24 protein-coding genes are annotated in these 22,787 nt (G+C 72.4%); 11 read left to right on the plus strand and 13 right to left on the minus strand.

Annotated elements, in window-relative coordinates; genetic code table 11:
- Positions 1-31: 31 nt before the first annotated feature.
- Positions 32-463, minus strand: a complete 432-nt coding sequence (locus tag ABGB06_RS27835; protein WP_347594290.1) for a MarR family transcriptional regulator — start codon at positions 461-463, stop codon at positions 32-34.
- A gap of 207 nt (positions 464-670) precedes the next feature.
- On the opposite strand from ABGB06_RS27835, the gene ABGB06_RS27840 reads away from it, so the two are divergent.
- From ABGB06_RS27840 to ABGB06_RS27850, 3 genes are read left to right on the plus strand one after another with little or no spacing between them, the layout of a single operon-like run.
- Positions 671-1,369 carry a DUF2271 domain-containing protein gene (locus ABGB06_RS27840; protein ID WP_347594292.1) on the plus strand — a complete coding sequence of 233 codons (699 nt, stop codon included), beginning with the start codon at positions 671-673 and terminating at the stop codon, positions 1,367-1,369.
- A gap of 2 nt (positions 1,370-1,371) precedes the next feature.
- Entirely contained in the window at positions 1,372-2,295 is a 924-nt protein-coding gene (locus ABGB06_RS27845) for an FAD:protein FMN transferase (protein WP_347594294.1), read from the plus strand.
- Positions 2,292-3,464 carry a ferric reductase-like transmembrane domain-containing protein gene (locus ABGB06_RS27850; RefSeq protein ID WP_347594296.1) on the plus strand — a complete coding sequence of 391 codons (1,173 nt, stop codon included), beginning with the start codon at positions 2,292-2,294 and terminating at the stop codon, positions 3,462-3,464. Before ABGB06_RS27845 ends, ABGB06_RS27850 begins: the two co-directional genes overlap by 4 nt.
- A 19-nt stretch (positions 3,465-3,483) precedes the next feature.
- Here the strand turns inward: ABGB06_RS27850 and ABGB06_RS27855 are convergent, their stop codons facing one another.
- From ABGB06_RS27855 to ABGB06_RS27880, 6 genes are all read right to left on the minus strand, one after another.
- On the minus strand, positions 3,484-4,305 hold the full coding sequence (locus ABGB06_RS27855) for an endonuclease/exonuclease/phosphatase family protein (RefSeq protein ID WP_347594298.1): 822 nt from the start codon (positions 4,303-4,305) through the stop codon (positions 3,484-3,486).
- A gap of 85 nt (positions 4,306-4,390) precedes the next feature.
- On the minus strand, positions 4,391-6,496 hold the full coding sequence (locus ABGB06_RS27860; RefSeq protein WP_347594300.1) for a hypothetical protein: 2,106 nt from the start codon (positions 6,494-6,496) through the stop codon (positions 4,391-4,393).
- Positions 6,497-6,503: 7 nt separating this feature from the next.
- Complete coding sequence (locus tag ABGB06_RS27865; protein ID WP_347594302.1) at positions 6,504-7,790, minus strand: extracellular solute-binding protein; 1,287 nt, start codon at positions 7,788-7,790, stop codon at positions 6,504-6,506.
- A gap of 20 nt (positions 7,791-7,810) precedes the next feature.
- A complete protein-coding gene (locus tag ABGB06_RS27870) occupies positions 7,811-8,725 on the minus strand; it encodes a carbohydrate ABC transporter permease (RefSeq protein WP_347594304.1) in 915 nt (304 codons plus the stop codon).
- Positions 8,715-9,662 (minus strand): sugar ABC transporter permease, encoded by a 948-nt coding sequence (locus ABGB06_RS27875; protein WP_347594306.1) that lies wholly within the window; start codon positions 9,660-9,662, stop codon positions 8,715-8,717. The genes ABGB06_RS27870 and ABGB06_RS27875 overlap by 11 nt, the downstream gene beginning before the upstream one ends.
- 208 nt (positions 9,663-9,870) lie before the next feature.
- Positions 9,871-11,208, minus strand: coding sequence for a hypothetical protein (locus tag ABGB06_RS27880; RefSeq protein WP_347594308.1), 1,338 nt, complete (start codon positions 11,206-11,208; stop codon positions 9,871-9,873).
- Between the two features lie 551 nt (positions 11,209-11,759).
- On the opposite strand from ABGB06_RS27880, the gene ABGB06_RS27885 reads away from it, so the two are divergent.
- The 4 genes from ABGB06_RS27885 to ABGB06_RS27900 all read left to right on the plus strand — a co-directional run bounded on the left by ABGB06_RS27885 (position 11,760) and on the right by ABGB06_RS27900 (position 14,693).
- Positions 11,760-12,296 (plus strand): GNAT family N-acetyltransferase, encoded by a 537-nt coding sequence (locus ABGB06_RS27885; protein WP_347594310.1) that lies wholly within the window; start codon positions 11,760-11,762, stop codon positions 12,294-12,296.
- Positions 12,297-12,678: 382 nt separating this feature from the next.
- Complete coding sequence (locus ABGB06_RS27890) at positions 12,679-13,113, plus strand: hypothetical protein (RefSeq protein WP_347594312.1); 435 nt, start codon at positions 12,679-12,681, stop codon at positions 13,111-13,113.
- A 107-nt stretch (positions 13,114-13,220) separates the two neighbouring features.
- Positions 13,221-14,087 carry an alpha/beta hydrolase gene (locus tag ABGB06_RS27895; RefSeq protein ID WP_347594314.1) on the plus strand — a complete coding sequence of 289 codons (867 nt, stop codon included), beginning with the start codon at positions 13,221-13,223 and terminating at the stop codon, positions 14,085-14,087.
- Positions 14,088-14,141: 54 nt separating this feature from the next.
- Positions 14,142-14,693 carry a hypothetical protein gene (locus ABGB06_RS27900; RefSeq protein ID WP_347594316.1) on the plus strand — a complete coding sequence of 184 codons (552 nt, stop codon included), beginning with the start codon at positions 14,142-14,144 and terminating at the stop codon, positions 14,691-14,693.
- Between the two features lie 3 nt (positions 14,694-14,696).
- Here the strand turns inward: ABGB06_RS27900 and ABGB06_RS27905 are convergent, their stop codons facing one another.
- The 3 genes from ABGB06_RS27905 to ABGB06_RS27915 are packed head-to-tail and all read right to left on the minus strand — an operon-like array spanning position 14,697 to position 17,083.
- On the minus strand, positions 14,697-15,500 hold the full coding sequence (locus tag ABGB06_RS27905; protein ID WP_347594318.1) for an SDR family oxidoreductase: 804 nt from the start codon (positions 15,498-15,500) through the stop codon (positions 14,697-14,699).
- Between the two features lie 59 nt (positions 15,501-15,559).
- Positions 15,560-16,519: a nitronate monooxygenase gene (locus ABGB06_RS27910; protein WP_347594320.1), complete on the minus strand. Its 960-nt coding sequence runs from the start codon at positions 16,517-16,519 to the stop codon at positions 15,560-15,562.
- A gap of 39 nt (positions 16,520-16,558) precedes the next feature.
- Complete coding sequence (locus ABGB06_RS27915) at positions 16,559-17,083, minus strand: AAA family ATPase (protein WP_347594322.1); 525 nt, start codon at positions 17,081-17,083, stop codon at positions 16,559-16,561.
- Between the two features lie 146 nt (positions 17,084-17,229).
- Here ABGB06_RS27915 and ABGB06_RS27920 point away from each other — a divergent pair, with 146 nt between their 5' ends.
- On the plus strand, positions 17,230-17,970 hold the full coding sequence (locus tag ABGB06_RS27920; RefSeq protein WP_347594324.1) for a phosphotransferase: 741 nt from the start codon (positions 17,230-17,232) through the stop codon (positions 17,968-17,970).
- A 49-nt stretch (positions 17,971-18,019) separates the two neighbouring features.
- Here the strand turns inward: ABGB06_RS27920 and ABGB06_RS27925 are convergent, their stop codons facing one another.
- Positions 18,020-18,991 (minus strand): pyridoxal-phosphate dependent enzyme, encoded by a 972-nt coding sequence (locus tag ABGB06_RS27925; RefSeq protein WP_347594326.1) that lies wholly within the window; start codon positions 18,989-18,991, stop codon positions 18,020-18,022.
- Between the two features lie 180 nt (positions 18,992-19,171).
- Between ABGB06_RS27925 and ABGB06_RS27930 the strand changes: the two genes are divergently transcribed.
- Positions 19,172-19,912 (plus strand): HAD family hydrolase, encoded by a 741-nt coding sequence (locus ABGB06_RS27930; RefSeq protein WP_347594328.1) that lies wholly within the window; start codon positions 19,172-19,174, stop codon positions 19,910-19,912.
- Positions 19,913-19,928: 16 nt separating this feature from the next.
- On the opposite strand, the gene ABGB06_RS27935 is transcribed toward ABGB06_RS27930, so the two are convergent.
- Positions 19,929-20,180 (minus strand): hypothetical protein, encoded by a 252-nt coding sequence (locus ABGB06_RS27935; protein WP_347594330.1) that lies wholly within the window; start codon positions 20,178-20,180, stop codon positions 19,929-19,931.
- A 73-nt stretch (positions 20,181-20,253) separates the two neighbouring features.
- Here ABGB06_RS27935 and ABGB06_RS27940 point away from each other — a divergent pair, with 73 nt between their 5' ends.
- A complete protein-coding gene (locus ABGB06_RS27940; protein WP_347594332.1) occupies positions 20,254-21,171 on the plus strand; it encodes a LysR substrate-binding domain-containing protein in 918 nt (305 codons plus the stop codon).
- Positions 21,172-21,248: 77 nt separating this feature from the next.
- Here ABGB06_RS27940 and ABGB06_RS27945 read toward each other — a convergent pair whose 3' ends face one another.
- Positions 21,249-21,848: an ABATE domain-containing protein gene (locus ABGB06_RS27945; protein ID WP_347594334.1), complete on the minus strand. Its 600-nt coding sequence runs from the start codon at positions 21,846-21,848 to the stop codon at positions 21,249-21,251.
- Positions 21,849-21,933: 85 nt separating this feature from the next.
- On the opposite strand from ABGB06_RS27945, the gene ABGB06_RS27950 reads away from it, so the two are divergent.
- The gene (locus ABGB06_RS27950) at positions 21,934-22,722 is read left to right on the plus strand and encodes an MBL fold metallo-hydrolase (protein ID WP_347594336.1); all 789 of its coding nucleotides are present in this window, start codon (positions 21,934-21,936) and stop codon (positions 22,720-22,722) included.
- Positions 22,723-22,787 lie beyond the last annotated feature (65 nt).

The following is a 22,787-nucleotide window of genomic DNA, read 5'->3' on the forward strand; positions in this document are numbered from 1 at the left end:
GGCTGGCGGACTGAGCCCGGCGTGAGCCGGCTCAGTTCTCCAGCGCCGTGGAGCAGCGGCCGAGATACTCCAGGAAGGACTCGCGTTCCTCCGGGGTGAACAACTCTCCGAGCCGCCGCTCCACGGCGACCGCGGCCTCGTCCGCCTTGCGCAGCCGCCCCCAGCCCAGCGGGGTGAGCTGCGTCTCCAGGACGTGGTGGTGCGTCGGGTGCGGGAGGCGCTCGATGAGACCCTCGCGCTCCATTGTGCCGAGCACGGCCGACATGGTCTGCGGCGTCACCAGACAGCGCCGCGCCAGGCCGGCGCCGGTCAGCCCGGGCTCCGTGGACAGCACCAACAGCACCGTGTACTGCGGAACGTTGAGGCCGAACGCCTGCACGGCCGAATGCTTGGCCGCGATCAGGTGTTGCTCCACGCGCTTGATGTGGTGCCCGATGCGCTCATCGATGGAAAGTTCGCTCACAGTGCTTCCCGGTTCAGGGTCTCGCTGTCGCCTGTGGACGCACAAAGAACCCTTCCGCCACGAGGCTCAGACGCGTGCAGACCCCAGTATCGCCGCCTCCGGCACGGGGAGGGACTCCGTTTACGAAGGCTTGGGCGGACCTTGTTATTCGTCTTCTTATGCTTATAAGATAACGAATGGTCGAGAGGGTGTCGAGGGAGGGGAAACATGCCGGACCGCGCCAGCCGGCTGATCGTTCCGGTCGTCGTCCTCACGGGCGTCGCGGTGACCGCCACCGGCACCTACCTCCAGCAGCTGCCCGACCCGCCCGCCGTGGCCGCGGAGCGGGAACGACACGTTCCGGCGACGACCGCGACGCTGGCGCCCACGGCCGAGAGCCTGGGCCTGGTCAGCGTCTCCTACCAGCTCAACCGGCTGGACACGCACGCCAGCAACCAGATCGCCGTCTGGATCGAGGACGAGTCCGGCGCCTACGTCCGCACGCTCTTCGCGACCAGCTTCACCGCGGAGGGCGGCTACGACCGGCGCCCCGAGTCGCTGCCGCTGTGGCGCGAGACCGCGGGCTGGGAGTCGGCGTCCGACGAGGAGCGGGAGTCCGCCAGCCGCCCCGCCCAGGACAGCGGCCGGCACACCCTCTACTGGGACGGCACCGACAGCAACGGCACCCCGGTGAAGCCCGGCCGGTACACCTACCGGGTCGAGGGCAACGTGTACTGGGAGGCCCGCGTGCTGTTCACCGGGACCATCGAGGTGGGCACCGAGCCCAGCAGTTCCCAGGCCACCGTGGAGTTCCTGCCGGCGGAGGCCGGTGACGAGCCGGAGATGGTAGCGGACGTCGGCGCCAGCTTCGCGCCCGGCGAACCGCTCGATCCGGACGACGTCACCACCTACACCCGGGGCTCCTGACCGTGCGGGCCATCCGCGAACGGGTCATGGGCACCGAACTGCTGCTGGTCCTGCCGCCCCGCGAGGGCGCCGACGTGCTCGGCTGGCTGCGCGAGGTGGAGCGGGTCTTCAGCAGGTTCCTCCCCGACAGCGACACCTCGCGGGCCAACGCGGGCGACGGCGCGGCGGGCGTGGCCGTGTCCGCGCTGTTCCTGAAGGTCCTGGACGAGGCGTGCCGCTACCAGGCGCGGACCGGCGGCCTGTTCAGCCCGTTCCTCGGCGCCGAACTCGTCCGGCTCGGCTACGGGGTCGACTTCGACCAGCTCGTCCGCTCCGACCCGCCGGCGCCCGTGACCGTCGCTCCCGCCGCCGGCTCTCCCACCGCCGGCCAGAACCCGCCCCGGGTCCACCTCGACCACGACGCCGGAACGGTCCTGCTGCCCCCGGGCGTCGCCGTCGACCTCGGCGGCTTCGTCAAGGGCTGGAGCGTGCAGGCCGCCGCCGACGCCGTGTCCGCGCCGCGCTGCCTCATCGACGCCGGCGGCGACCTGGTCGCCAGGACCGGCCCCGCGGACCCGCCGTGGCGGGTCGGCGTCGAGCACCCGCTGGCGCCCGAACCGGCCGGCACCCTGGCGTTATCCGGCTCGGTCGCCGTGGCGACCAGCAGCGTCGTGCGCCGCGGCTGGCGGGACGCCGCCGGCACCCGGCTGCACCACATCGTCGACCCGCGCACCGGCGCGCCGGCCGACTCCGACTGCCTCCAGGCCACCGTGCTGACCCGGGACCTGGCCGCCGCCGAGGTCTACGCCACCTGTCTGACGATCCTCGGCACCGCCGAGGGACCCGGCTGGCTGGCCGGCCAGGACCCGGCCGCCGGCTGGCTCACCGTGGACCGCGACGGAGCGGTGCGCACGTCCCCCGACCTGCCGTTGGAGTCCCCGGCATGATCCGCCTGCTGACGCTGATGACCCTGTCCGCGCTGCCGTTCACGCCCCTGCTGGGGCGGATGCACAGCGTGGGGGAGACCGCCAACGTGGTCGGACTGGCCGGCGCGCTCGCGCTGTGGTGGCAGGTGGTGCTGGGCGTCCGCCAGGTCTCCGAGCGGCTCTGCCGGGACCGGCTGGCGGTCGTCGCGCTGCACCGCTGGCTCGGCGGCTGCGGCGCGTTCCTGGTGCTGCTGCACCCGCTGCTGGAGATGATCGCCGCCCACCGGGACCTGTCGTATCTGGTGATCGTCGACTTCACCTGGGTCGAGTCCACGTACACCACCATCGGCCGGATCGCGCTGCTGCTCTTCCTCGCGCTGTGGCTGACCAGCACCCTGCTGCGCGGCGCGCTCCGGCACCGCGCCTGGCGCCGGGTGCACTACCTCTCCTACCCGCTGACCGGGCTGGTGTTCCTGCACGCCTACGGCATCGGCTCGTTCCTGCTCGACCTGCCGTGGCTGCGCGCCTACTGGCTGACCCTGGCCGGCTGCCTCGCCCTGGTGGTGCTCTGGCGGCTCGCCGTGCCGCTCTGGTCGCGCCGCTACCGCCTGGTCACGGCGGTGCCGCTGTCGCCCACCGTCACCCAGTACACGCTCTCCCCGCTCGGCCGGGGACTGCGGCCGCGTCCCGGGCAGTTCTGCTATCTGCGCCGCCATCCGCTGTCCCGGGCGCACCCGTTCAGCGTGGTCCGGCTCGGCGACGACGGCACGCTCACCTTCGCGGTGAAGCAGGCGGGCCCGTTCACCGCCCGGCTGAGCGCGCTGCCGCCGGGCACGATCCTCCGCCTCGACGGGCCCTACGGCACGTTCACCCGCCAGGCCCGCGACGACCGGCGCCCCGCGGTGCTGGTCGCCGGCGGCATCGGCGTCACCCCGTTCGTCGAGCTGGTGCACCGGCACGCCGGGCCGCACATGTCGCTGACCCACATCGTCTCGGTCCCCGCCGAGGCCGTCTTCGGCGACGAACTGCGCCGCCGCCTCGGCACCCGTTACTCCGACCGGCTCCGACTCGACCGCAGCGCCCGTTACTTCATCTGCGGCAGCCCGGGCTTCGTCGAGTCCACCACGGGACGGCTGCGGGCGCGGGGCATCCCGCGCGACCAGCTCTTCACCGAGCACTTCGACTGCTGACCCCGCTGCTGCCCCCTGCTCACCCTTCCTGGAGCTCGGCCAGCACCGCCGCGTGGTCCGACGGCCACACGCCCGCCACCGGGCCGTCCCCGGCCCGGCGCACCCCGCGCACCCGTCCGAGCACGGGACGACCCGGCAGCCCGACGTGCACGTAGTCGATGCGGGCGTCGAACCAGGCGGCGTCCGCGATGTACGGGTTGCCGCCGTCCCAGGTCGCCCATGGCTGCCCGGGCTCGGCGAAGCGCCAGGCGTCCACCAGCACCTGCCCGGGCACGGCCGGCTCGGTGAGCCAGCCGCCGAGCAGCCGGATCTCGTCGGAGTCCGGTTCGGCGTTGAAGTCGCCCGTCAGCACCGCCGGAAACGGCAGCTCGCGGCGCTGCTCCGCCACGAACCCGGCCAGCGCGCGGACCTGTTCGCACCGCACCGCCGAGCCCGCGACGCCGGAGTGCAGATGCGTGGTGAAGAACGGCACCGGCTCCGGATCCGCGGCCAGCAGCGCGAACAGCGCGGTGCGCACCTCCGCGGGACCGCCCGCGGTCGGCAGCCTCAGCACCGCGGTCTCCGCGATCGGCCAGCGGCTGAGCACCGCGTTGCCCACCCCGAACGGGTCGTCCCCCCCGACTCTCTCCCGCCAGTGCGGCAGCACCTCGCCCGGCGCCCAGGCCCAGTGCATGCCCAGCTCCGCCGCGAGCCACTCGGCGAGGTTCTCCCCGGGGCGCTCCCACACCTCCTGCAGCCCCAGGACGTCGGGCCGCTCGGCCCGAAGCACCTCCAGGATCGCCTCCCGCCGCCGCTCCCAGGGCCCGAACCGCCACCAGAGATTCCACGTCATCACCCGCACGGGATCGATGCTAGGGCCCCACCGCCCGCCGCGGGCGGTGGGCGGTGGGCGGTGGGCGGTGGGCGGTGGGGTGCGGCCGGCGGGGTCAGGGGGCGGGGACCAGGCCCTCCGCCTCGACGTGCCAGCGGCCGTCGTCCGGGAAACCCGGTGCCGCCCGCCCGCCGGGCGCGTCGTCCCAGCCGCCGGCCATCAGGGCGACGGCCGCCAGCAGGCCGCCGTTGCCGGGCAGGTAGAGCGGCAGCGACGGCGTCTGCCGGTTGTGGCCGTTCGGGAGGAACTCGTTCTTGTCCGCCGGCATCGTCAGCGCCGCCACCGCGAGCTCGGGTTCGCCGACCCGCGCGGCCGTCATGGCGATGACGGGGTAGTCCCAGCCCCAGGTGGTGTCCCAGGCCCAGTCGCCCAGCACGTCGTGCAGCGTGGCCCGCATGGTCGACGGGTCGATCAGCGGCGTCCTCGGCAGGAAGCCGAGCCCGCACAGCATGGACGGGTGGTCGGTGCGGATGGTGTACGGCTCGACGTCGATGGCCGTGTACACGCCGTCGCGCACGTGCGGCGGCGCCAGTCCCGCCGCCACCGCGCTCCACCCCTCGTGTCGCGGCAGGCCGGCGCGTCGCCGCCACCGCTGCGCCGTCTCCAGGGCCCAGTGCCAGTACGCCAGCTCGAACGTCGGGTTGGTGGCCCGGGCGCGGAGGGACCCGTACGACTCCTGCGCCGGGATCACCGGCGGTCCCAGCTGGTACCCACGGTCCGTCGGAACGGCGAAGTCGGCCATGAACTCGGCGGTCTCGAAGACGATGTCGGCGAACTCGTCGACCACCTCCCGGCCGAGGGCCGGGCTGGGCGCGGCCCGGTACAGCAGCTCCGCGAGGTGGATCGGGTGCGGCTGCTGCCAGATCAGGAACGCGCCGATCGGGCTCGGGCTCTCCCGCGCGTCCGGGCCGACCTGTTTGGGCCACCGCGCGCCCCGGTAGCCCTGCATCCGCGCCGTCGCCCGGGCCGGCCGCAACGCCGCGTGGTACCAGCGCAGCCCACGCCGGAGCAGCTCGGGCCGCCCCCACAGGGCGAAGTGGGCCGCGTGCCACCAGTGCATCTCCAGGTGGAACCGGCCCCGCCAGGAGTTGCACACCAGCCCCGTCTCCTGCGGCGGCAGGGAGCCGGCGCAGTTCACGGCGGTCAGGTACTGCGACAGCACGACGCGCCGTTCGAGCTCCGCGGCCCGCTCGTCGGCGCTGCCGGAGAGCCGCACCGCGCCCCCGTCGGACCAGAACGCCGGCCAGTGCTCGGCGGCCGCCGCCCGCACCTCGTCGAAGGCGGGCGGCGGCGACGGCAGCGCCGCGGGGTCGGGGGCGAAGCCGACGACCAGGTCCAGCGTGGCGGTGTCGCCGGTGACCCGGAACTCGTGCTCGCCGGCCCGGACCAGCGCCAGTCCCGGGGTCGCGCCGACCACGACGGCGTACCGCGCGTCGTCGAGCTCCCGGTCGACGCGCCAGCCGCCGTCGATCTCCCGGAGCGCGGTGCGATGCGCGTCCGGACGGGTCCAGTCGGCGGCGTCGTGCCACCGCTCCGAACCGTAGGGGAACGCCATCCGCACCGCGAGCCGCCCGGCCCGCACCGCCTCGGAGACGATCCGGATCGCCACGACGTCGGCGTCCGGATGGCACACCGTCCGCACCCGGACCGGCTCGCCCCGCAGCGTGAAGGAGCTGTCCACGACGCCGTGCCACAGGTCGAGCACCTGCCGCACGCCGGCGACGTCGTCGGCGGCCACGCCCGCCAGGCCGATGCGGCCGAGGTCGAGGCGGTGCGGGTTGGACCGCAGCCACAGCTCGGCGGGGGAGTCGGTGCGGTCGCCGCCCGCACCGATGCTGCCGGTCATGTCGGCGTACGGCACCGGGCCGCGGGGCGTGTCGTAGGTGACGAGCACGTCCTCCAGCCGGAAGCCGTCACCGCCGTCACCGGCCTCGCCGGCCGGGACGGAGTGCCAGCCCCACTGGGCCTGGGTGCCCAGCAGCGTCGCCGCCGGGGTGCCGTCCCTGGACGCCACCGGGTAGCGGTCGGGGAAGGTCTGCAGCCCGGTGACGTCGACGGTGAAGCAGAACTCGCCGTTGCCGACCGACAGCGGGGAACGCCCGTCCGGCTCCGTCACCTCGACCGCGTGCCGGGACACCAGGGCGCGCCGGTCGATGCTCATCGGATGCTCACTGGCTGATCGCCGTCCCGACCTCGGAGATCATCTGTTCCGCGGCGTCCTCGGGCGACGTACGGTCGAAGAGCACCTCGCTGTTCAGCCGGGTCACGATGTCGGCGGTCTCGGTGGAGCCGACCGGATCCGGCGACCCCGGGGCGCCCAGCGCGTTCTCGAGCCGGCCGATGTACTCCGCCTCGGCCTGCTGCACCGGGGTGAGCTGGTCCGTGATCGCCTCGCGCACGCTGGGGTTGACCGGCAGGCCGCGGTCGGTGAGGAACGCCTCCGCCGCCGCCGGCTCGTTGAGCATGAAGTCGATCAGCCGGGCGGCCTCCTCGGGGTGGTCGGAGCCGGACGAGATCGTGTAGTACATCGAGGGCCCGAGCCACATGCCGTGTTCGCCCTCGCTCTCGCCCGGCGGGATGAGGAGTTCGAGCTGCTCACCCGACGCCGTGCTCAGCGCCTCCAGCGCGTTCGACCAGACCAGCGACATGCCCGCCTTGTTGGTGCCGATGAGGGTCTGTTCCGGCGCCGCCATGCTGGCCAGTTCCTCGCTCAGCGTCGCCGACGGCGTGCACCCGGAGTCGCGCAGCCCGGTCGCGAAGTCCCACCAGTCGGTGAGCGTGCCGGCCGACACCCCCACCTCGCCGTCGTCGGTGTAGAGCTCCTCGCCGTGCTGCCGGGCCCACAGCGACAGGGTGTTGTGGTTGGTGAGGTCCTGGGCGCCGTAGCCGTCGTCGCCGAGCGCGGTGCCGATCTCGGTGCACAGCCCCGCGAAGTCGTCCCAGGTCCAGGCGGTGTCGTCCGGCAGTTCCAGACCGGCCTGGTCGAAGACGGCCGGGTTCGCCACCATGGCGTAGCCGACGACGCCGGTCGGGATGGCGTAGAGCGCCTCGTCGAACGTGCCGTGGGCCAGGAGGTCGTCAGGGATCTCGTCGGTGCGGATGACGTCCCCCACCTGGGCCAGGTCGAGCAGCGCGCCGCGCCCGGCGTACTCGCTGTGGTACGCGCCGCCCATGGTCATGATGTCGGGGGCGTCGCCGGAGGCCACGCTGGTGGCCAGCCGGTCGAAGTAGGCGCCGAAGTCCGCGTAGTCGATCTCCACCCGGATGCCCGGGTTCTCCGCCTCGAACGTGTCGATCATGTCCTGGGTCATCTGCGCCCGCTCGTCGCTGCCCCAGAACGCGTAGCGCAGCTCGACCACGCCGTCGTCGTCGCCGGAGCCGCCGCCGCAGGCCGTGAGCAGCAGCGCGGCGGCCGGCACGGCCGTGGCGAGGGCGCGGAGGGTTCTGTTTCGCATGAGGACGGGTGTTCCTTTCGTCATTTGATGCCGGTCGTGGAGATGCCGCGCATCAGGTAGCGCTGCCCGGCGAGGAAGAACCCGAAGATCGGGCCGAGCGCCACCAGGGACATCGCGAACAACGGGCCCCAGGCGGACTCGCCCTGCGAGTCGACGAAGGTGCGCAACGCCACCGGGACCGTGTAGAGATCGGGGTCGGTCACGAAGATCAGCTGGCTGTAGAAGTCGTTCCACACCGCTATGAAGGTGAAGATGGCGGTCGTGGCCAGCGCCGGCAGGCTCAGCGGCATGATGATCCGCCAGAAGATGCGCGCGTGGCCGCAGCCGTCGATGCGCGCGGCGTCGTCCAGCTCCCGGGGCAGCCCGCGGATGAACTGGACCATGAGGAAGATGAAGAACGCGTCGGTGGCCAGGAACTTCGGGACGATCAGCGGGTAGTAGGTGTTGATCCAGTCCAGCTCCGAGAACAGCACGTACTGCGGCACGATCACGACGTGCACCGGCAGCATGATCGTGCCGAGCATCGCGGTGAAGAACAGTCGCCGGCCGCGGAACTCCAGCCGGGCGAACGCGTAGGCCGCCATCGCGCAGGTGAGCAGGTTGCCCACCACGGAGAAGCCCACGATGATCGCGGAGTTGATCAGGTAGTGGTGGAACGGGTGGGTGAGCGCCGTCCAGCCTTCGGTGTAGTTGCTGAAGTCGAACTCGCTCGGGATGATCGACGGGTCGCGGAAGATCTGGTCCGAGGGTTTGAACGAACTCGACACCATCCACAGCAGCGGGTAGAGCATCGCGAAGCCGAAGACGATCAGCACGACGTGCTTGAGCAGCCGCCGCTGCCGGCTGCTGTGGCGCCCGTACCGCCGTTCGCTCTCCTGTCGCGCGCCGTCGTCCGTGGCCGCGCCGCCGACCGCGGGTCCGAGGTCAGTCGCCATAGTGCACCCACCTCTTCGCCATCAGGAAGTTCACCGCCGTGAAGCCGGCGATGATGACCAGCAGCACCCAGGCCAACGCCGACGCGTAGCCCATCTCGAACGAGCCGAAGCCGCGGTCGTAGGTGTAGAGCGTGTAGAAGAGCGTGGAGTCCGCCGGGCCGCCGGTGCCGCCGCTGACGATGAACGCCTGCGTGAACGTCTGGAACGACCCGATGATCTGCAGCACCAGGTTGAAGAAGATGATCGGCGTGAGCAGCGGGACGGTGATCCGCCAGAACTTCGTGAACGTGCCGGCGCCGTCCACCTCCGCCGCCTCGTAGTACATGGCAGGGATCTGCCGCAGCCCGGCCAGGAAGATCACCATGGGCGAGCCGAACGTCCACACGTTGAGCGTGATCAGCGTGCCCAGCGCGTAGTCCGGATGGGACACCCACCCCTCGCCCTGGATGCCGACGAGGTCGAGCAGCTGGTTGATGAGCCCCTCGGTGCCGAAGATCTGCCGCCACAGGATCGCGATGGCGACGCTGCCGCCCAGCAGCGACGGCAGGTAGTAGATGGACCGGTAGATGGCCAGTCCGCGCACCCCTCGGTCGAGGAAGAGCGCCAGCGCCAGGGCGGCGGCGAGCTGCAGCGGCACCGACACGAGCACGTAGGTGAACGTCACGCGCAGCGCCTTGTGCAGCCGCTCGTCGTCCAGCATCCGCTGGTAGTTGTCCAGGCCGAGCCACTCCGGCGGCTGGAGCAGGCTGTAGTCGGTGAACGAGAGGTACAGCGAGGCCAGGATCGGGCCGATGGTGATGACCGCCATGCCGACGAACCAGGGGGCCAGGAACAGGTAGGCGGCACGGCCCTCGCGCTTCGCCACCGGGCTGCGGCCGCGGGGTTGGTCGCGTTGCGGGACACGCTGGGGGGCGCGTTGGGGGACGTCCGTTTTCATGTGACCGCGCCGACGGTGGGGACGTGCCCGGAGGCGGGGCCCCGGGCGTCTCTCGGAACGGTGGTGGTCATGTCTGTGCTCTCTCTTTCGCGGTCTCGTCGTTCGACGGCAGACAACACACGTCAGACAACTGGAGAGCGCAAGGGACCGCTCTCCTTGGGGACAACAGGTCAGTCGGGGTTCGACTCCACGTCCGGGAGCGTCGCGCTCACCGGGCCAGCCAGTTGAGGTACTCCTCGAGGTCGCTGTAGCCGTCGCCGTCCCCGTCGGCGTTGTTGCCCGCCGCCGCGGGGTCGAGGCCGTGCACCAGCTCCCACCAGTCCGGCATGCCGTCGCGGTCGGTGTCCCGCGGGGCGGGGCCGCCGTGGACCGGCCCGGGCCCGTTGACGGGCGCGTCGTTCTCGTCGCTGATCACGGCGCCGTCCGCGCCGAGCGAGGTGACCTCGTTGACGAGCAGCCGGTCGACGCGGTCCCGGTCCAGGGACGCCCCGGCGTTCTCGATGACGTACGCGTACGCCTCCGTCGGGCTCATCAGGTCCTCGACGGCCGGGTACGGGTACGGCGTGTCCATCCAGGTGACCGTCGTGTACTCCTCGCGCGGCACGTCGTAGCCGTCCAGCACGCCGTCGCGGTCGGGGTCGTGGTAGTTCTGCTCGGCGAACAGGTGGAAGTTCTCGTTGCCGCGGGTGAACGGGCCCGTCTCGGTGCTCGGCCCGGCGATGAAGTAGTTGTTCTGCACGTTGGCCTCGGAGGTGTACTGCGAGCCGCCGAGGATGTACGCCTCCCGCCGCCAGTTGTAGACGACGTTGTTGACGTACTGGTTGACGCCCTTGACCTTGGGGTTGCGGATGTCGTTGTCGATGTAGAGGTTCCGCAGCAGGCTCACGCCGCCGGCGGTCTCGATGAGCCCGCCGGCCGAGTGCGTGTCGAGCCCCTGGCCGATGATCGAGTCCTGGACGGTGATGCGGCTGGCGCCCGCGGCCGGGTCGCCGTTGCTGATGGAGAACACCTCGTCGCGGCCCCAGGTCACGGAGAGATGGTCGAAGATCATGTTGTCGCCGGTCACGATGGTGATGGCGTCGGTCTCGGGGGTCCCCTGGACGCCCTGGCGGACCCGGAAGTGTCGGGCGATGGTGCTGTTCGCGTCGGTGAAGGACAGCCCGTTGCCGTAGATGGTGATCCCCTCGCCGGGCGCGGTCTGCCCGGCGATGGTGATGTACGGCGCCACCTGGACGCGTTCCTCGATCTCGATGATGCCGCCGACGTCGAAGACCACGGTGCGGTGCGGCTGGCTCACCGCGTCCCGGAACGAACCCGGGCCGCTGTCGTCGAGGTTGGTGACGTGGTAGACGGTGCCGCCCCGGCCGCCGGTGGCGTAACGGCCGAATCCCTCGGCCCCGGGGAAGGCGAGCAGCTGCTCGCCCTCGCCCTCGGCGGCGGCCGCGGAACCGGCGACCGGCGCCGCGCCGGCACACAGGCCGAGCGCCGCGACCCCGGCGACCAGCATCCGCCCGCGTCGTTGTCTGTGACTTCCCGAACGAGTCATGCGGTGCTCCCTCTGGGCGATGACGCCCTGTCGTACCCATCGCAACTGGCTCGTTCCCGACATACCGTCGGGCATTGAATGGATTCAACTCTGGTTGGCCCAAGTCTGACATCCGCAGCTGATGTCCGACCAGACCCCTGCGGAAATCAATTTCCAGACGGTGTGTCAGCTCTGCGACCCACTCCGCCGGCCGCCGCGCCGGCCGCCGCGTTCCTCCGTCAGCCGCCCGACGGGTCGGGCAGGGGCCAGCGGTCGCTGCGACGGACGACTCCGCTAGCTGCCGGGCCGACGTGCAGGTGGCGGCCAGGTGATGCCAGAACGGCGGCTCCCATCCGGCGCCGTCACCCTGCTCGGAGGGCCGCGTCAGGGCTGTGGCAACCGGAGACGTGCCGACCGCCGGGGCGACGTCGAGCTGCCTCGTGGTCGTGGCGGATGCGGTCCCGGACGCCCCCCGGCGGCCGGGATGCTCTCCAGGCTCCGAGCGGGCCATTTCGTCCGCATATCGAAGACGCCATACGCGCTGACAACATCACGCTGCCTTGACTGGAGGCATGACCGACCGCGAGACGGCACGTACGGTGCCGGTAACGAGCGATGCCATCGCCGCAGACAACCGGTCGCGAGCCGCGACAGCCGCCGACATCACTGAACTCACTCGCCTGCGCTCCGTGATGCTGTCCAGCCTCGGCCAGGACCCCGGCGGCGAGGGCGCGCCGTGGAGGAAACAGGCCGCTGTCTGGTTCAGCGAGCGGCTGGCCCGGCCGGAGGAGTGGGCCCTCCGGGTTGTCGGTCCACCCGGGGGCCCGCTGGACGCGTGCGGCGCGGCCTGGCTGATCGAGCAGCTGCCCGGGCCAGCCGCCCCGGACGGCCGCCGCGGCTACATCGGCTTCATGTGCACCCGCCCCGGCGCCCGCCGCCGCGGCCACGGCAGCAGTATCTTCAACAGCCTGGTCGAATGGCTCGCCACGCGCGGTGTTGCCCGACTGGAACTGCACGCGGCACCAGACGGCCTCGACATGTACCGCAGAGCGGGCTTCAACGAAGATCAGTACCTGGCCATGTACCGGATGGGCAGTCCACCCGAGTGAGCGGTGCAGGCGTGGACGATCACCGACGGTATCCCGCACTGACGCTCTCCTCCTTGGCTCCGCTCATGCCGTTGTTTCTCGGTCAGCCCCGGCGATGAGCCGTGAACCCTGGTCGCGGACGCCCGGGGAGCGTTTTACGGTGCGGCGCCATTGGTTGGACAACTGGAATGGGAATGGCGATACGGTCCGATATTGGTTACTTGGTTCGCCCCATTCTTTTCAGCCGGGCCCGCATTTCCGAACGAATAAGGGTCGGCAAGGTTTTGCGGATGCCGCTCGGTGAGAACCTCCCCTCCGAGGCGACGTTCGGGAGAGGATTCAGATGCGGGGAAGATTCGCACGGCGCGCATTAGCCGCCGCAGGCTCGCTGGCGCTTCTCGGGATGGGCACGGCCGCCCAGGCCGCGCCGGTCGAGGCGGCGTACGAACCGGAGTTGGGCATCCAGAACTGCTGGATCAGCGGGGCCACGTACTTCGGCGTCGAGGGCGGCGAGGTCGCGGTCTGGGAGTGTTACGACATCCAGAAGGACGACCAGGGCTACAAGGTCGCCTCGGCCGTCCGGGTGCGGAGCGAGGCCGGAAGTCCCGAGCCGCTGACGGTCACCACCAACGTCGAGGGCGGTGAGGACGAGAGTTCCACGACCGAGACCGTGGAATTCGACGACCTCGACGGCTGGGCCACGGTGCGCAGCCCGTGGAATCGCACCACCGGCGTCACCTACGACGCCTACGGATTCGTCTTCGCCGACGGAATGACGAACGGGCCGCTGGAGCTCGACTTCATGCACAACGGTCATGTCTGGATTCCCGCGAGCTGACCGATTCACGCCCGGCGCCGCCACCCTGCCCAGGAGACGGCGCCGGGGCCGGGGCCGTGGGCGACCGTGGCTGGCGGGGTCCTGGCGGTGGCGTTAGGTTTTTGGTGGTGGGTGTGCGGGAGATCGAGGGCGTCGCGTCGATGGGTGACGGGGCGGGGATACGTTGGGTGGCGCTGGGTGGCGTGCCGACACGGCGGCGGGCGCCCGTGGTGCTGCTGCACGGTGGGCCCGGCCTGCCCGACTATCTGGGCGATGTCGCCGCCATGATCGCGGACCTCGTGCCCGTGTACCGCTACGACCAGCGCGGCACGGGCGGCTCCGGATGGCGGGGCCGCCACACGTTGGCCCGGCAGGTCGACGATCTGGCCGAGCTGCTCGACGCGTGGGACGCGCCGGAGGCGGTGCTGATCGGGCACTCCTACGGCGCCGACCTGGCCAGCCGGTTCTGCCTGGCCCATCCCGGCCGGGTGGTGGCGATGCTGCTCATGTGCGGGCCGTTCGTCCGTGACTGGCGCGCCGGGGACCGCGCGGCACGGGCCCGCCGCATGTCGGCGGCGCAGTGGGAGCGACTCCGCGAGCTGGCGGAGGCGGCGCCGCGGACGGAGGAGCAGGAGGTCGAGCTGCTGACGCTGTCCTGGTTCACCGACCACGCCGACCCCGAACGCGGTTGGCAGTGGGCCGCGCGGGCCGCCCGGAGGCGCCGTCCCGTCAACTGGGACATGAACCGGGAGCTCGGTGCGGAGGGACGTGCGGACCCGCTCGACCGGCATGTCGACGCGCTGCGCGCGTGCCGGCCCGAGCGGGTGGAACTCCTGGGCGGCGCCGAGGATCCGCGGCCGCTTTCGGCGCTGGACGCGCTCGCGCGCAGGCTCGGCGTTCCGCTGACCCGGGTCGCGGACGCGGGCCACGAACCGTGGCTCGAACAGCCCGACGCCGTTCGCGCACACCTGCGGCGCTTCCTGCGGGCGCGGTAGGCCCGAGCGAAAATCCCGTGCCCGCCCGTCCGGGCTCTGTCAGGCTGGCCGGCCATGACTGCCTACGAACTGTTGCTCATCGGTGGCGGTGCGGGCGTCGGGAAGACGTCCGTCGCCTGGGAGGTGTCCATAGCCCTGCAGGAGAGGGAGACGGCGCACTGCCTGATCGAGGGCGACTTCATGGACCAGATCCATCCCGCCCCCGACGGCGACCCGTACCGCTCGGCGATCACCGAACGGAACATCGCCGCGGTCTGGGCGAACTACGCGGCCCTCGGCCAGCACCGGCTGATCTACTCCAACACGGTCAGCATCCTCGAAGGCCCGATGATCAGCCGCGCCATGGGCGGCAACCGCGGCAACCGCGGCAACGAGGCCGACGGGGTCAGGGTCACCCACGTCCTGCTCACGGCCGAGGAGACCACCGTTCGTCAGCGGCTCGCCCAGCGGGAGATCGGGTCCCAGCTCGTCCCCCATATCGAGCGGAGCCTTTTCATGGCGCGGAAGCTGGACGACGAGGCGCCGCCCGGCACGGCCCGGATCCCGACGGACGGCCGGTCGGTCCAGGAGATCGCCGCGCATGTGGTCGAGGCGACCGCCTGGTGAACCTCAGAGCGCGGTGCGGAAGCCGCCGTTGCTGTAGAGGAGCTGGCCGTTGATCCACTGGCCCTGCGGGGAGCAGAGGAAGGCGACGAGGTTGGCGGGCTCCTCGGGACCGGCGAGGCGCCCGGCGGGCGTCCGGTCGCTGCCCGACGGGCGGACCTCGTCCGTCATCCATCCGGTGTCGACGGGGCCGGGGTTGATGACGTTGGCGCGGACGCCGAGCGCGGCGAACTCGTGGGCGGCGGCGAGCGTGATGCGGTCCAACGCGCCCTTGCTGGCGCCGTACGGGAGGTTGCCGACGACGTGGTCGCCGGTGAAGGCGATGATCCGCCCAGGATCGCTGTCGTCGGCCGCGCCCGCGAAGCGCCGCCCGAACTCGCGGATGAGCAGCCACGGGGCGCGGGCGTTCACGGCGAAGTGCCGGTCGAAGCTCTCCACGGTCGTGGTGAGCAGGTTCAGGTCGCGCTGCTCGCAGTGGCACATCACCAGGGCGTGCACCGGCCCGAGGTCGTGCTCGGCGGCGTCGAACACGGTCGCCGGGACGGCCGGATCCGCGAGGTCCGCCTCCACGGCGGTGCACCGGGCGCCCAGGCCCGCCAGCTCGCGGCCCAGCGCGGCGGGTGCCTCGGGTTCGGGCGCCCAGGGCTTGTCGTCGTCGTAGGGGCGCCAGTAGGTGAACGCCACGTCCCAGCCGGTCTCGGCGAGCCGGCGGGCCACGGCGGCGCCGATGTTGATCGTGCGGCCCCCCGCACCGGTGACGAGCGCGACGCGTCGGCGACTGGGGGGACGGGTGGGCGCGTTGTCCGACATGGGACGCGATCCTGGCCCGCCCGCACCACCGCGCTCAACCGAATATCACCCGACGACGTTCAGGGGCGACCCGCTCGGGCCAGCGCGTCCTGGGCCTGGGCGGCCATGGCGGTCACCAGGTCCTCGGCCGAGGGCAGGTCGGTGATGAGGTCGACGGCCTCGCCGGCCCAGACCGGCAGCGGGGGCACGACGCCCCGCGCCACGTCGTCCTCGTACGCCTGACGGGCCCGGGGATCGGCGGCGAGTTCGGCCTCCCGGCCGCGCCAGCGGTCGAGGTGGGGGTGCCCGAGGGTGCGGGCGGGGTACTTCGACGGCCACCGGGAGCCGCGCGCGATGTCCAGCACGGTGCTGCGCTCGGTGTCCTCCCCCCGCCCCTCGACGATCGCCCTGGCGATCGACGGATCGACCAGGGCCTCCGCCGTGGCCTGGAAACGGGTGCCGACGAGCGCTCCGGCGGCGCCGAGCACGAGGGCCGCCGCCACACCGCGCCCATCGGCGATGCCGCCCGCCGCCAGCACCGGCACCGGAGCCACGAGATCCACCACCGCGGGCACGAACGGCAGGGTGGACCGCCCGCGCGCGGCTCCGTGCCCCCCGCTCTCCGTGCCCTGCGCCACGATCACGTCGGCGCCCAGATCGGCGGCCCGCCTGGCCTCCTCCAGATCCGTGACCTGGAGGATCAACGCGGCTCCCGCCCGGCGGACGGGCTCCGCGTACGGGCTCGGATCGCCGAAGGACAGCATCACGGCGCCGGGTCCGTAACCCAGCGCCAACTCCACCGCGCCGAGATCGATGCCCCAGGTCAGGAACCCGACACCCCACGACCCTCCGGCGTCCGCGACGGTCGGCACCTCACGGGCCAGCCACTCCGGATCCCCGAACGCGCCGCCCAACATGCCGAACCCGCCACCGCGGGAGACCGCCGCGGCCAACGCACCACCGGCCGACCCACCCATCGGCGCCAACGCGATCGGGTGCCGCACGCCGAACATCTCCGTGAACGCCGTCGACAACGCCATGGCCCCATCCTCCGGCGGATTCCGCGTGGCGGACAGACCTCATCCCTTGACCGCTTCGGCGATCCGCAGGGCGGTCTGGTCGGGCGTGAGGTGCGTGGTGTCGACGACCTCGGCCTCGGCGTGCAGCCACGTGCGGGCCGCCTCGGCGTAGGGCTCGAGGTACTGGAGGCGGAACGGGGAGTTGGGGCCGAGAACGGTGTCGTTCGCGATGCGCCCGCGGAGGGTGTCCTGGTCGGCGTGGAGGACGAAGTGCCGCACCGGGATGTCGTGATGGGCGAGGCCCGTGCTGATCTCGCGCCAGTACGGCTCGACCAGGACGGTCATGGGCATCACGAGAGTGCCCCCGGTGTAGTCGAGCACGCGGCGGGCGGTCTCGACGACGAGCGGCCGCCACGGCGGCCAGTGCTGGAAGTTGTCCGTCCCGGGCAGCCCCGGCGTGATGTCCATGAGAGTCTCGCCGACCTTCTCGGCGTTGAACACCCGTGCATCCGGGAGGAGCCGCTGCACGAGCGCGCTGGTCGTCGTCTTGCCCGCGCCATGGGTGCCGTTGAGCCATACGATCATGTGCCCGACGCTAACCACGGGCCGGCCGCCGGCCGCCGCGGAACACGTCACAGAACCGCCACAGCGGGAGATCCGGTCGGCACGGCCTCGGAGCCCTACCCCGCGGGTGGCTCGTGGGATGGCCGGGCGAACGGGACACTGGAGCCATGCAGGGAGCAGAGGGCGAAGTGCCGTTGACCGGTGGGCGGATCACCGCGGGCGTCGTGCGGGTGGGGGACACCGTCCGCCGGCCCGTGACCGCCGCGTCGGGGTTCGTCGCCGAACTGCTCGGCCTCCTCGAACGGCGCGGGTTCGCCGGCGCGCCGCGCCATCTCGGTGTCGACGACGCCGGCCGCGACACGTTCAGCTATCTGCCCGGACACGTACCGACCCGGTTCCAGCCCTGGCGCCGGGACCAGGTCGCCGCCGCCGGCGCGCTGCTGCGATCGTTCCACGAGGCCACCCGCGGCAGCCGGCTCGCCGGACCGCGTCCGGTGGTGTGCCACCACGACCCGGGCCCGAACAACGTGGTCTTCCGCGACGACCGGCCCGCGGCCCTCATCGACTTCGACATGGCCGCGCCAGGACACCCGCTCGAGGACCTCGGGTACATGGCCTGGACCTGGTGCGTCTCCTCCAGGGCAACGGCTCCGCCCGCCCGCGCCCAGGCCGCCCAGGTGCGGGTTCTCGCCGACGCCTACGGTCTCGACGCCGCCGACCGGGCGGGCCTGGTCGACGCCATGCTCGACCGCCAGGCCCGCAACGCGGACTGGTGGCGAGGGCACCTCGACGCCCCCGAACCACGCGTGGCCGACCGCGAGCAGATCCTCGACCGGATCGCCTGGTCCCTGCGCGAACACGGCCATACGGCCGCCCACCGGCCCGTCTTCGCCGCGGCGCTGCGCTGACTCATCTCGCCGTGCGGCAGGTCGCCCGCCGAACAACGGCTCGGCGGGGTCACCCTTCTCGTCGGTCAGGACCTTCGTGCACCGGGCCGACCGGATCCGGGGGACCGGTGATGACGGCCGTGACGCGGGTGCCCGGGGGGAGGGTCGCGGTGCCGGCCAGGTCGTGGACGGCCCGGAGCATCTTCGCCACGTAACGACGCTCTATGCGGAGGCCGTGGCGGTCCTCGAAGTCCGCCGCGAACGCCTCCAGGTCCGCCGGGACGCGGCCGTAGCCGCCGCCGTGGTGGGCGTGGTCGATCCGCCAGTTCCCGAAACGCCGCCGCCACCCCAGGTCGTGGACGCGGTCCACCGCGCCGTCCAGGTAGCTCGCGCCGCGGAGCACGGCTATGCCGAGGGCTCGGCCTCCCGGGTGCAGACCCGCGGCGATGCCGGCGAGCGTGCCGCCCGTCCCGACGGCGCAGCACACCACGTCGCGCGGTCCCGTGTCGGTCCTCAGCTCGGCGGCGATCTCGGCCGCGCCCCGGGCCGCCAGCGCGTTGGATCCGCCCTCCGGGAGCACGTAGCAGCGGCCCCATCCGGCGGCCAGCCGTCGGCGGGTGTCGGGTTCGTCGAGGGTGTCCAGCATCCCGCGGTAGGAGGTCCGGTCCAGGAAGACCAGGTCCATGCCGTGGTCCTCGGCCTGCCTCAGGGACCAGTTGCGCGGCGCGTGCGCCAGCTCGTCGCCGCGGATGACGCCCACGCTGGACAGCCCGCACGCGGCCGCCGCCGCGGCGACGGCGCGGACGTGGTTGGAGTAGGCGCCGCCGAAGGTGAGCAGCCGGGTGTGCCCCTCGGCGAGGGCCGCCCGCAGGTTCGGGACGAGCTTGCGCCACTTGTTGCCCGGCACCATCGGATGGATGACGTCGTCCCGCTTCAGCCGCAACTCCACTCCGGCCCGCTCCAGCCGCGGCTCGGACAGCGTCAGCACGGGCGACGGGAGCCGGACGGGCAGCAGGGCGGGGGACGGGGCGGGGGACGGCACCTGTACAAGTGTACGAAGATCGTGCGGGGGTGCCCACCCGTGGGATGCCGGTCGGGGCGGACCGCAGCGCCGGATTCCGCGGGAGAGCGTCCGGGTCGCGCTGCTACGGTCCACGGAAGGAGACAAGGAAACAAGGAAACAGGGAAACGCGCTGAGGGAGCGAGCGTTGGTGGCGAGCGGATGAGCATTCGGGCCGTCGTCTGGGACATCGACGACACGCTGTACGACTACACCGGCTCGGACCGGACGGCCGCGCTCCGCTATTTCGAGGCGGTGGGCCTGCTGGCGCGGTTCGCCTCGCCGGAGGCGGCGTTCGCGCGCTGGGACGCGGTGATGCGCGCGACGTACCCCCGTTTCCTCGCCGGCGAGCTGAGCTTCGTCGCCATGCGGCGGGTCCGGGTCCGCACCTTCCTCGGCGAGTCGGTGAACGACGCCGACGCGGACCGCTGGTTCGCCGGCTACCTGGCGTGCCGCGAGGGGACGGACGCGCTCTTCCCCGACGTGCTGCCGGCGCTGGACGCGCTGGCGGGCGGCTACCGCTTCGGGCTGCTGTCCAACTCCAACGGGCCGCAGCAGGACCGCAGGCTCCGGACGTTGGGGGTCCGGGAGCGTTTCGAGGTGCTGCTCTGCTCGGACGAACTGGGCTTCGCCAAGCCGGCGCCGGAGGCTTTCCTCGCCGCCTGCGCGGCGCTGGGGCTGCCGCCGGACGAGGTCGCCTACGTCGGCGACCAGCCGGACACGGACGCCGCCGCCGCGCACGCGGCCGGCCTGCACGGGGTCTGGCTCGACCGCGCGAACGGCACGGGCCGCACGGACCAGGCCGACAGCGGTGTGCGGCCCACCGCCTCGGGTGGGCCGCACCGGATCGCCTGCCTGTCCGAGCTGCCGGCGCTGCTGGCGGGCCTCAGGCCGCCCGTCTGACCGCGGCGCTCGGCCGTCACAGGCAGTCGGGGCAGCCGGGGGTGCGCCCGCCGGCGAGGAGCTGCCGTTCGTCGATCGAGTCCGGCGTGTAGACCATCCGCAGTCGGCCGCAGGAGCAGCGGCTCCACACGACGGCGCCTCGGCTGGTGCGGTTTCGGGAGACCTCCCGGGACTGCCCGGGGGCGGTCGTCGGCGCCGCGCTGGGGCCCGTGGTTTCGGGCGTCGGGTGAGTTGTCCTGTCCGGGTTCGTGTGCGTTGTCGAGGTCATACCTGAAGTGTCGACCCGAAGGACCGTGCGCGTCCATTGCACGTTTCCGGCCTTCATCGTGCAGAATGATTACATGATTGATCTGCGTCGCCTCCAGGTGCTTCGCGCGGTGCACCACCACGGCACGGTCACCGCCGCGGCCGCCGCCCTGCATCTCACCCCCTCCGCCGTCTCCCACCAACTACGTGAGCTGGCACGCGAGTTGAAGGTGCAGCTGATCGAGCCGCAGGGCCGCCGGATCCGGCTCACCGGCGCCGCCCACCTGGTCATCGAACACGGCGAGGCGCTGCTGGCCCGCTGGGAGGAGGCGGACGCCGCGCTGGAGGCGTATCGCGACGGCGAGGCCGGGCTGCTGCGGATCTGCGGGTACCCCAGCGCCGTCACCGGGCTCATCGCCCCGGCGACGATGGTGCTGCGCAAGACCCACCCGGGCCTGCGGGTGGAGGTCTCGGAGGCCGAGACGACCCACGGCTTCGACCTGCTGATGTCCAGCGACGCGGACATCGCGGTGCTCGCGCCGTCCGAGGACTTCCCGCACTCCGGCGACGCCCGCTTCGACCTGGCGCCGCTGCTGGACGAGCCGCTGGACCTGCTGGTGCCCGCGACGCATCCGCTCGCCGAGCGGTCCGAGGCCCGGCTGGAGGACGTCGCCGACGAGGACTGGGTGCTGCCCGCGCCCGGCACGTGCGACCACCACAACCGGGTCATGGTGTTCTGCGCGCTCGCCGGCTTCACCCCCCGGGTCACCCACCACGTCAAGGAGTGGTCCGCCATCTCCGCGATGATCTGCAACGGCATGGGCGTCTCGCTCTTCCCGCGGCTCAGCCACATCAACCCGACGCACGCGGCGGTGCGGGTGCCGGTGGTCGGCGAGATCGCGCTGCACCGGCGGATCCTGACCTGCGTCCGGAAGGGCAGCCGCGAGCACCCGCTGGTGCGGCACGGCCTCGACGCGCTGCGCGAGGTGGTGTCCGCCAACCCGGCGCTCTGACCGGGCCGCCACCCGGTCGAACCGCCGACCGGGCCGCTGCGTCGGGGGTGGGCGGGGCGGCCGGCGGCGGGGGTTCGTCAGTCCGCCTTCGCCTGGGTGCGTCGGGCGTAGGCGCGGGCGGCACGGGCGCGGTCGCCGCAGCGGGTGGAGCACCAGTGGCGGCGGCCGTGGCGCAGCAGGTAGCGGTTGCAGGGGGGCGAACCGCAGCCGGTGAGGCGGTCGGCCTCGGGCCCGGTGAGAAGGTCGGCCGCGTTGGCCGCGAGGGTCGCGAGGGCGCGGTCCAGGATCTCGTTGGTGGGGCACGGCGCCGCGCGGTAGGGGCCGTTCTTCGCGTCCCAGTACAGCAGGGCCGCGGTGGGGGCTCTGCTCAGCGCGTCGTTGACGGCGGCGAGGGGCGCGGGCAGGGCGGCCAGGCCGGCGACGCGGGCGGCGAAAAGCGACCTGAGGTGTTCGCGGAGCGAGCGCAGCTGCGCCGCGCACATCTCCCGCACCCCGGCGTCCGCCGGCGCGAGGCCGTGTTCGGTGAGCCACCGGTTCGCGGCCTCGGGGGAGCCGAGGAGATCGACGAAGTGCCCTCCGGGCAGCGCCACGGCGCTGTTGACGAAGGCGAGGGCGAGATACTCCTCCGCCCCCGGCGCGGGCGGTGGCACCGATTCGACGGTCGCGGGCTCGCTCATGGTTGTCATGGTACGGCTTGCGTTCAACCGTGAGGCAACCCTAGTATCCGTCACGGATAAACGGCTCTCTATCCGTGAGGTTTCTATGGCTGGTACCAGTGCGAGCACTGAGCGGATACCCGTCCGCGTCTTCGGCGGCCCGACCACCCTCTTCGTGTACGGCGGCCTGCGCTTCCTGACCGACCCGACCTTCGACGCGCCCGGCGACTACCACGTGCCGGGCGGCGGTCTGACCAAGACGGCGCCCGCCGCCGGAACGCCGGCCGACCTCGGTCCCGTCGACGTGGTCCTGCTCTCCCACGACGAGCACCCGGACAACCTCGACCACTCGGGTCGGGCCCTGCTCGCCGACGTTCCGCTGATCCTGACCACACCGGGGGGTGGGCAGCGACTGGGGGCGGCCGCCAGAGGGCTGGCCGACTGGGAGTCGATCGAGCTGGACCGCCCCGGCGGCGGCGCGATCACCGTCACGGGGGTGCCCGCGGTCCATGGGCCCGGAGCGCGTGACGAGGTCGAACCGGTCACCGGCCAGGTCGTCGGATTCGTGCTGACCGGTGCGGGCCTGCCCACGGTCTACGTCAGCGGCGACAACGCCTCGCTCGACGCGGTCAGGGAGATCGCCGAACGGTTCGGCCCGGTGGACACCGCGATCCTGTTCGCCGGGGCTCCCCGCTTCCCCGCTCTCTTCGACGGCGCGCTGATCGTCCTGGACAGCGCGCAGGCCGCCGTCGCCGCCCGGATCCTGGGCGCCCGCCGCGTGGTTCCCGCCCACTACGACAGCTGGGCGCACTTCACCGAGGGCCGTGACGAGCTGGTCGCCGCCTTCACCGACGCCGGGCTGCTGGGCCGGCTGGACCTGGGCGACCGGGGTTGACCGCGCGTCCGCTCCCACCCCGCCGGAACCGCCGGAACGCCGTCCGGCGGGCCATGACCAGCGAA

Source organism: Streptomyces sp. B6B3 (genome assembly GCF_039871525.1).
Lineage (GTDB): Bacteria > Actinomycetota > Actinomycetes > Streptomycetales > Streptomycetaceae > Streptomyces.